Raw genomic sequence first — 6,147 nt, forward strand, 5'->3', positions numbered from 1 at the left:
CATGAAAAATATTTTTCTGCAATCATTAACCTTAGAGAATTATCGTAATTTTCGGCATTTTGAGGTTAAGACAGATAACAAAGCTATAATATTAATCGGCGAGAACGGGAGCGGCAAAACCAGCATTTTAGAAGCGATATCGCTACTTTATCCCGGAAGAGGGTTACGCTCTGCAAAATTCGCTGATATCTGTAAAAGCTGCGAAGATTATTGTATCATTCGTGCATTATTGCAAAGCAAGCTGGGACCGGCTGAGATTACCACGCATTTTAAACGTAGCTCCAATAAACGGCTTACCGAATTTAACGGCGCCAAAATACCGAATAACGAACTAAGTAAATTTACTAGTATGGTATGGCTGACGCCGCAAATGGAAGGTATATTTTCGGCGGGAGCTAGTGACAGAAGAAAATTTTTTGATAGAATTGTTTATAATTTCGATCCAAACCATGCGGGTTTAGTTAGTAAATACGAATATTATATGCAAGAGCGCAATAAAATCCTTATAGAAAATTATATAGATGAGAATTGGTCTAAAGTGATTGAGGAAAAAATGGCGGAGCTCTCTGCTCAAATCGCTTCTAACCGACTCAAAACTTTAAAATATATGCAACAAGCAATCGATGAGCTTGATAACGAGTTTCCTAAAGCCGACTTAGCTATTGACGGGGTAGTAGAGCAAAAAATATTAGCAGGAGAAAAGGAAATAGCGGGGTTCATAACCGATGAGCTTTACAGCACACGCAGTAAAGATAAATTAATCGGACGCACTAGTTTCGGGGTGCATAAAAGCGATATTATAATTAAGCACAAGAAAAAAAATATTTTAGCAAAACTTTGTTCTACGGGTGAGCAGAAAGCAATATTAATTGCTATAATGCTGGCGGAAGTTAATTATTTTATTAAATCTAATCAAGCAACTCCCATTTTATTATTAGACGAGGTTTTTGTTCATCTTGATGACAAAAGACGAGAATATTTAACGGAGTTTTTCATAACCGTCGGTTTACAATTATGGATTACCGCAACCGACCTTCAGGGTATAGAAAGCCTTGCTAACCATGCTCAGTTAATAGAGTTATAAAATCCTTGCTTAATTTCTCCAAATTTCTTAAAATTGATTTTTTTATTAAGGACAAATATGACCCAACAAAACAATAAAATATCTTATGACGAAGTTCCGTACTCCCCGTTTTCTTTTGGCTATACCACCCCTGAACATTTAAGAACTATCGGGTTGTTATTCGGGTTAAATCCCCCGGAGGTAAAAACCGCAAGAATATTGGATATAGGTTGTGGAGTCGGGAGTAATATGTTCAATTTTGCCGAAACTTATCCTAAATCTTATTCCCTCGGTATTGATTTATCAAAAAAACAAATAGAACAGGGGCTTAAAGCAGTTGATGATTTAAAGCTTAAAAATATTGATTTAAAACATTTATCCATAATGGATATTGATGAGTCTTTAGGTAAATTTGATTATATAATCTGTCACGGGGTATTTTCTTGGGTGCCGGACGCGGTAAAAGAAAAAATTCTTGAAGTTGCAAATAAATTACTAAATCGAAACGGCATTGCTTTTGTCAGTTATAATACTTTGCCCGGTTGGAATATGCAAAGAACCATTAGAGAAATGATGATGTTCCACTCGGAAATTTTTCAAAATAATAATGATAAATTACAACAAGCAAAATTATTGTTAAGCTTTATTAATGAGTCGTTAGACAAATCGCCCTCTTCATATTCTAAATTCTTGCAAGATGAAGCAAAAATTTTAGCTTTATATGATGATTCATATCTGTTGCATGAGTATTTAGGTGAAGAAAATACCGGCTTTTATTTTTATCAATTTATGGATATGGCAAGGAAGCATCAGCTTAATTATCTTGGTGATACTTCACCTTCCTCGATGTTTACCGGTAATTTACCGATAAAGGCAGCAGAGCAATTACAAACTATTAATGATATAGTCCGTACCGAGCAATATATGGATTTTATTACTAACCGCAAGTTTCGCTCTACTTTGTTATGCCATAATGAGGCAGCTATAAATAGAAATATTGAATTTAATAAATTAAAAGGTTTCTACACCACCTTCAATGTTAGACCGGTAACTAATCGGAATGATATTGATCTCTCTAACGCGCAGGAAAATATTAGCTTCTATTACGAGAATTTACCGGAGCCTTTTATCTCAACCGCTTCGCCGGTTATGAAAGCTATTTTATACGTCTATAGCGAAAATATCGGTAATCCGATGAGTCTGGAGCGAGTTGCCGAAGCAGCATTTAAAAAACTCGGAAAATTTCAATTAACGGATTTTCTAGCAACATTAGAAGCAAATTTTATTAAACTTATATTCCAAGGTTTCGTAAAAATATATGCCGAGAAGCCGAATGCTATAGCAAGTATTACCGCAAAACCGAAAGTTAGCGAGCTTATGAGATATCAGGTAAAACATGCAAATTTCAATAATGCTAATAAGCTAATAAGCGTCACTAATCGGCTTAATAATATGATAGGGATACAAATACAAGAAAAATGTATTTTGGAATTATTAGACGGTACTAATTCTCTCGAGAATATTGAGGAAAAAATTCTTAAAAAATTTATTTCTAAAGAATTAACGGCTCTTGATGAAAAGGCACAGCCGGTAACAAATGAAGCATTACTTAAAGAATTTGTTAAGCATTTTGTTACTCTAACGTTAGAAAAATTTAGAATTAATTATTTTCTGATTGGGTAAAGATTATAGAGGAGCGGTAAGGTAACGCCGCAATCGGCGTTGTTGCATGGCTCGAATTTTCGATGTCATTCCCTGCTCTCTTATGTCATTCCCGCGTAGGCGGGAATCTAGAAAAAAGCACTTTTTAGGTCATCCTGAATTTATTTCAGGATATTGTTCAATAGATGCCGAAACAAGTTCAGCATGACAAAGAAAAGGCCGGATTCCCGTTTTCACGGGAATGACATCGAACACGCTTTAACCTATTCATGCAACACAGCCATCCTAACTTTGCATTAACACTATACTTAATTCGTTATTTTCCACTGTTACTTTAACAGCCATACCGCCGCTTACCTCACCGCTAAGAATCATTTTAGCCAGATTATTTTGTAATTCTCGCTGGATAAGACGCTTTAACGGGCGCGCGCCAAACATCGGATCATAACCTTTTTCAGCTAAATAATTTAAAGCCGACTCGTCAAATTCCAAAGTTATATTTTGTTGCAATAAAATTTTTTTCAAATTTTCCAACTGGATTTTAACTATATCGTGAATATTATCGCGGTTTAACCTATGAAATAATATAATTTCGTCTAACCTATTTAAGAATTCCGGTTTAAATACGGCTCTTACATATTCCATAACTTGATCTTTTACTTTATAGGTGTCTTCTCCTTCTTGCTGATTAATTAATATCTCAGCACCAAGATTGGACGTTAAAACTATAATAGTATTTTTAAAATCAACAGTTATACCTTGGCTATCGGTAAGCCTTCCCTCGTCGAGTATTTGCAGCATAATATTAAAAATATCCGGATGGGCTTTCTCAACTTCATCAAACAATATTACCTGATAAGGACGTCGCCGCACCGCTTCGGTCAATACTCCCCCTTGATCATAACCGATATAACCCGGAGGCGCACCGATCAACCGCGAAATAGCATGCTTCTCCATATATTCCGACATGTCAATACGCAAAATTGCGTTACGATCATCAAAGAGAAAATAGGCAAGCGCCTTAGTCAACTCAGTTTTACCGACGCCTGTAGGACCGAGAAATAAAAACGAACCTAAGGGGCGGTTAACATCCTGAATACCGGCACGTGATCTACGTACCGCGTCACTAACGCCTTTTATTGCCTCATCCTGCCCTATTACCGACTCCCTTAATTTTTGCTCCGTAACAAGTAATCGCTCGCGTTCACTCGATAGCATTGTGTCGATAGGAATACCGGTAATTTTGGAAATAATATTTGCTATATCACTCTCTAATACTACTTCTTTTAAAACATTTTTTCCGCCGTTTAACTCTATTTCTTTAATCTTTTTTGTCAGCTCAGGGATAATACCGTATTTTAATTCACTTGCTTTAGTTAAATTTGTACTTCTCTCGGCACGTTCTAGTTCTCCTTTTGCTTTTTCTAGCTCCTCTTTTAATTTTTGCTCAAGCTGCATTTTTGCCTTTTCCGCTTGCCATTTTGTACTCATATCGTAAGAAACCGCTTCGAGTTTATTTAATTCTTCCGTTAAATGAGAGATTTTCTTTCTAGAATGCTCATCATTTTCTTTATTTAAAGCGGCAAGTTCCATTTTTATTTGAATAATACGACGGTCAAGCTCGTCTAGCTCCTCAGGTTTGCTTGATAATTCAATCTTTAACCTACTACAAGCCTCATCAATCAAATCAATTGCTTTGTCGGGTAAATAACGATCGGTAATATATCGATTTGATAAGGTAGCCGCCGCCACTATCGCGCTATCGGCAATTCTAACGGCATGATGTAGCTCATATTTTTCCTTAATACCTCGAAGTATCGAAATAGTATCTTCGACCGTCGGCTCGCTAATATAAACGGGCTGGAACCTCCTAGCAAGTGCGGCGTCTTTCTCTATATATTTACGATATTCATCCAAAGTAGTGGCACCTATACAATGTAATTCACCTCTCGCAAGCATCGGTTTTAAGAGATTAGACGCATCCATTGCACCGTCGGTTTTACCGGTACCGACTAGCAAATGCAACTCATCGATAAATAAAATAATCTCGCCGCCTGCTTCTTTAATCTCTCTAAGCACTGCTTTAAGACGCTCCTCAAATTCTCCGCGATATTTAGCACCGGCGATAAGCGCACCCATATCTAGCTCAATAATACGGCAATTAACTAAAGTTTCCGGTACGTCTTTACTAAAAATTCTTTGAGCTAACCCTTCAATTATAGCGGTTTTACCTACTCCGGGTTCGCCGATCAGAACAGGGTTATTTTTCATCCTGCGAGATAATACTTGCACCGTTCTTCTAATCTCCTCATCCCTGCCGATTATTGGGTCTAACTTACCGCTTTCGGCAAGCTCGGTAACGTCTCTGCCGTATTTTTTAAGAGCATCGTAACTATTTTCCGCTGATTCGGTATCGGCTTTTTTACCCTTTCTGAGCTGTAAAATTGCCGCAGCAATTTTTTTATTAGTGATAGAAGCGATTGTTAAAATCTTGCCTGCCGCCCCGTTATCATACGATAAGGATTCAAAAATTCGCTCAATCGTGACAAAATTATCACCGTTATCTTTGGCAAGGCTAGTAGCTTTTTCTAGGCATTTCAGGCTTTCGGCAGCGAAATAAAGCTGTCCTCCCCCCTCTACTTGAATTTTAGGAACTTTATTTAGCTCTAATTGTAAATTATCGTTAAGATTATTTAAATTACCGCCGATAATATTAATAAGACCGGCAATAATTCCTGTATCTTCATTTAAAAGAGCCGCTAATATATGCAGCGGCAACACTTGTTGATGATCGTTTTTGGCGGCTACTGCTTGACTACCGGCAATTATATTTTTAGCATGTGCAGTAAATTTATCAATGTTCATATGAATAATATTATCAAGTTAAAATGATTAAACATTTTTCAGTGGATTATTTTTATATAATTATTTTAAACTAGAAATACAAGACATAGGGAAACTAAATCATGGCACTATCATTAAAAGAACGATTTGATAACGATAAAGACTTTTTGATAAAACAAACAAATGAGTTTTTAATAGGTAATAAACAAGAACCTTTACAAACGAATAGAGATGAAATTATCAAGGCAGTTAAAGAAAGAAATTTTACTGATGCATTACAAAAATTAGAAATTTTACGGGAAGAAAAAACCGGTATTCAGCTTACTAAAATTGATCCTCTACTAGAAGGTACAGCATAATCCATTAAGATATGGACAGATTATAACAAACAGCATCAAAAAAATGTTCGAAGTCTTTTGCAGTTTTTCTAATTTGATTTTTTAATTTAAACCAATAATGCTCAATTGGATTTAAATCAGGAGAGTAAGTAGGTAAAAATAAAATACTACAACCTACAGATTCTATTAGCTCTTTGACCTTGGAATTCTTATGGAAATTAATATTATCCATAACAACCT

At 36.0% G+C, this 6,147-nt stretch carries 6 protein-coding genes; 4 read left to right on the forward strand and 2 right to left on the reverse strand.

All coding sequences use genetic code 11. The features are described 5' to 3' along the window. Position 1 precedes the first annotated feature (1 nt). Genes recF through AAHM91_RS10875 form a run of 3 tightly spaced genes read left to right on the forward strand, consistent with a single transcriptional unit; the run spans position 2 to position 2,933 of the window. A complete protein-coding gene (recF, locus tag AAHM91_RS10865; protein ID WP_253308399.1) occupies positions 2–1,084 on the forward strand; it encodes a DNA replication/repair protein RecF in 1,083 nt (360 codons plus the stop codon). Positions 1,085–1,141: 57 nt separating this feature from the next. Next, entirely contained in the window at positions 1,142–2,746 is a 1,605-nt protein-coding gene (locus AAHM91_RS10870) for a class I SAM-dependent methyltransferase (RefSeq protein WP_342270813.1), read from the forward strand. A gap of 46 nt (positions 2,747–2,792) precedes the next feature. Beyond that, positions 2,793–2,933 (forward strand): hypothetical protein, encoded by a 141-nt coding sequence (locus AAHM91_RS10875; protein WP_341793203.1) that lies wholly within the window; start codon positions 2,793–2,795, stop codon positions 2,931–2,933. Positions 2,934–3,010: 77 nt separating this feature from the next. Here AAHM91_RS10875 and clpB read toward each other — a convergent pair whose 3' ends face one another. Further along, entirely contained in the window at positions 3,011–5,590 is a 2,580-nt protein-coding gene (clpB, locus tag AAHM91_RS10880; protein WP_342270814.1) for an ATP-dependent chaperone ClpB, read from the reverse strand. 101 nt (positions 5,591–5,691) lie between these two features. Between clpB and AAHM91_RS10885 the strand changes: the two genes are divergently transcribed. Continuing rightward, entirely contained in the window at positions 5,692–5,928 is a 237-nt protein-coding gene (locus tag AAHM91_RS10885; protein ID WP_342270815.1) for a hypothetical protein, read from the forward strand. Positions 5,929–5,932: 4 nt separating this feature from the next. On the opposite strand, the gene AAHM91_RS10890 is transcribed toward AAHM91_RS10885, so the two are convergent. Beyond that, positions 5,933–6,147 (reverse strand): transposase (locus AAHM91_RS10890; RefSeq protein ID WP_342270816.1); only part of this gene is annotated, 215 nt, incomplete at its 5' end.

The sequence above is a fragment of the Rickettsia endosymbiont of Orchestes rusci genome (assembly GCF_964030945.1).
In the GTDB taxonomy this organism is placed as follows: Bacteria; Pseudomonadota; Alphaproteobacteria; order Rickettsiales; family Rickettsiaceae; genus Rickettsia.

Excerpts from the sequence above, each read along its gene's own strand:
- AAHM91_RS10885 (WP_342270815.1), top strand. The coding sequence starts at position 5,692 with ATGGCACTATCATTAAAAGAACGATTTGATAACGATAAAGACTTTTTG.
- clpB (WP_342270814.1), bottom strand. The coding sequence starts at position 5,590 with ATGAACATTGATAAATTTACTGCACATGCTAAAAATATAATTGCCGGT.
- AAHM91_RS10870 (WP_342270813.1), top strand. The coding sequence starts at position 1,142 with ATGACCCAACAAAACAATAAAATATCTTATGACGAAGTTCCGTACTCC.
- AAHM91_RS10875 (WP_341793203.1), top strand. The coding sequence starts at position 2,793 with ATGGCTCGAATTTTCGATGTCATTCCCTGCTCTCTTATGTCATTCCCG.
- recF (WP_253308399.1), top strand. The coding sequence starts at position 2 with ATGAAAAATATTTTTCTGCAATCATTAACCTTAGAGAATTATCGTAAT.